This is a genomic window from Sphingomonas sp. ABOLE (genome assembly GCF_003950455.1).
In the GTDB taxonomy this organism is placed as follows: domain Bacteria; phylum Pseudomonadota; class Alphaproteobacteria; order Sphingomonadales; family Sphingomonadaceae; genus Sphingomonas; species Sphingomonas trueperi.
Map to the genome: position 1 here is coordinate 1 of NZ_QQWY01000089.1, position 2,296 is coordinate 2,296.

2 protein-coding genes and 1 pseudogene are annotated in these 2,296 nt (G+C 62.6%); 2 read left to right on the forward strand and 1 reads right to left on the reverse strand.

Translation table 11 applies throughout. The features are described 5' to 3' along the window. Positions 1-43: 43 nt before the first annotated feature. Entirely contained in the window at positions 44-349 is a 306-nt protein-coding gene (locus CA234_RS23930) for an STAS domain-containing protein (RefSeq protein WP_125978414.1), read from the reverse strand. A gap of 234 nt (positions 350-583) precedes the next feature. On the opposite strand from CA234_RS23930, the pseudogene CA234_RS23935 reads away from it, so the two are divergent. Both CA234_RS23935 and CA234_RS25115 read left to right on the forward strand, forming a co-directional pair. Then, positions 584-1,596 (forward strand): annotated as a pseudogene (locus CA234_RS23935) (IS110 family transposase). Positions 1,597-1,674: 78 nt separating this feature from the next. Beyond that, on the forward strand, positions 1,675-1,956 hold the full coding sequence (locus tag CA234_RS25115; RefSeq protein WP_167713194.1) for a hypothetical protein: 282 nt from the start codon (positions 1,675-1,677) through the stop codon (positions 1,954-1,956). The last annotated feature ends 340 nt before the right edge of the window (positions 1,957-2,296 follow it).

The following is a 2,296-nucleotide window of genomic DNA, read 5'->3' on the forward strand; positions in this document are numbered from 1 at the left end:
ATACGCAGGCTGGGCGAATCATCGACGGTGAGGATCGAGGCGGTCATTGGGCACGTTCTCCGTGAAACCAGAAGTCGAGATCTTGGGGGGTGGCTGCGGCGAGAAAACCGGCACGCTCCAGCAGCGCGGCAACCGCCGCAGGGGCGGGGCTGCGCAGGCGAAGGGACTTTCCTGCCTCCGCGGCGCTTATGCGCAACGCCAAGATGAGCTGGGGAAAGCTTAGATCCGCCTCTTGCACTGCGGCCAGGTCGAGTTCGACAGTGCCTTCCGAATCAAGCGCCTGCATTAACCCCGCGCGCAAAGCGCTCGCATCTTTTAAGGCGGTGGAAGACGGCACCTCAAATCTCATCGCAAGCCCTTACCCGTTGTACATCCCTATAAGTATAATTACTGATAAGCTGACATTTTCAGACCACTCTTTTGCTTCTTGTAGACTCATTTATGGTGAACATGTCCGGAGGCAGGCAAATTGCTTCGCCATGGAATCCTTTACACCGGTTGAACTGATGAGGTGGATGCCCCCTTCATCCGGCATCGTATGATGCCTGACCCGCGCGACGCTGCGCTGGAGATGGAGGAGCACATGACCGACGTTCACATTCTCGCGATCGAACTTGCCAAGCGCAGCTTCCAGGTCTGCGCGACCGCCGCGGGAGGGGCGGTTCTATTTAACCGGATGGTTTCGCGCGTGAAGCTCGAGGCGGTTCTGCGCGAGCAGACACCCTGCATCGTGGCGATGGAGGCGTGCGCGACGAGCCATTTCTGGGGACGGTTTGCGCAAGGCCTTGGCCACGAGGTGCGGCTGATCCCGCCGATCTACGTGAAGCCGTTCGTCAAACGACAGAAGAACGATGCGGCGGACGCGGCTGCGATCGCCGAAGCCGCGCTGCGGCCGAACCTACATTACGTGGCGGTCAAGAGCGCGGAGCATCAGGCCCGCGCCGTCGCATTCCGGACCCACCAGTCTTTCGTCGGGCAGCGCACCCAACTGATCAACGCTCTGCGGGGACATCTTGGCGAGTTCGGCCTCGTCGTTGGCCAAGGCCGACAGGTCTCAAGACCGTCGCTGGCATGATCGACGACGATGCGACCGATCTGCCTGACGCTGTGCGCGATATCGTTCGTCTTTACCTCGACCAGATCGCGGTGCTCACGCAAAAGATCGACGACCTGCACTTCAAGCTGCGCGCCGCGACCAAGGTCGACGACGCGATGCGTCGGCTCTGCACAGTGCCGGGAGTCGGCCCGGTGACCGCGGGCGCGATAATGGCATTCGCACCCGATCTGCGTGCCTTCGCCAGCGGCCGATACTTCGCCGCGTGGCTCGGCTTGGTCCCACGACAGCGATCGACCGGCGGCAAGACCCGGCTCGGCGGCGTAAGCAAGATGGGCCAGGCCGATATCCGCAAGCTGTTGATCGTTGGCGCGATGAACAGGATCCGTTGGATCATCCGGCGCGGCGTGTTGCCCGACAACTGGCTCGGCCGCGTGCTGGGGCGCAAGCCGCGCATGGTGGCGGCCGTCGCGCTGGCCAACAAAATGGCGCGCATGATCTGGGCGATGATGACGCGCGAACAGAATTACCGGATGGCGTGACGCGCTTGCCCCCACAAAAGCGCGAAGCGGCGAGCGCTTAGGGGCCGACAGCCCCGACAAGGAGATCGACAGACGATCATGCGGCAAGGACTTCAATGTTCCAGGACGGGCAAACCAGGCCCGGCGCTCGAGCAACAAAGCTCTCTGAACCGATGTGGACCTCGTTCTTCGAACTGCGGCTGGCGCAAGGTCGCCGACGCCGTCCATGCCGAGGGCGGGCGGATCGTCATGCAGCTCTGGCATGTCGGCCGGGTCTCGCATCCGGTGTTCCAGCCCGGCGGCGCGGCGCCCGTCGAGCCTACCGCAATGGACGTGCCGGGCAAAACCTTCATCATCGACGCCGACGGCAACGGCGCCTAGGCCGAACATTCCGCGCCCGAAGGCGCTCGATCTGGACGGCATAAGCGCGATCGTCGCCGACTATGTAGTCCTTCTGCCGCTTGGTCGCGTAGCGGACTTCGAGTTCCTTGAGCGCCATCTGGGGGTACTCCGCTGGGGTTGCGGCGATTACCCCAGAAAATACCCCCAAAAGCAAATCGACGTCCTGGCGTTCGGTCGGGTCCAAAGAAGCCATGAACCGCGCCGGGTTTGCCGGAGGCCATTAGATGTGAGTCACGCCGCCATAACGATCTGCTCAGCGGCAGCATAGTAGTTCGCTTCGGCTTCGGCAGGCGGGATGTTGCCGATGGGCTCGAGGAGC

What these genes read in the sequence shown, in the direction of transcription:
- CA234_RS25115 (WP_167713194.1), top strand. Translation starts at nt 1,675, where the DNA reads ATGCGGCAAGGACTTCAATGTTCCAGGACGGGCAAACCAGGCCCGGCG.
- CA234_RS23930 (WP_125978414.1), bottom strand. Translation starts at nt 349, where the DNA reads ATGAGATTTGAGGTGCCGTCTTCCACCGCCTTAAAAGATGCGAGCGCT.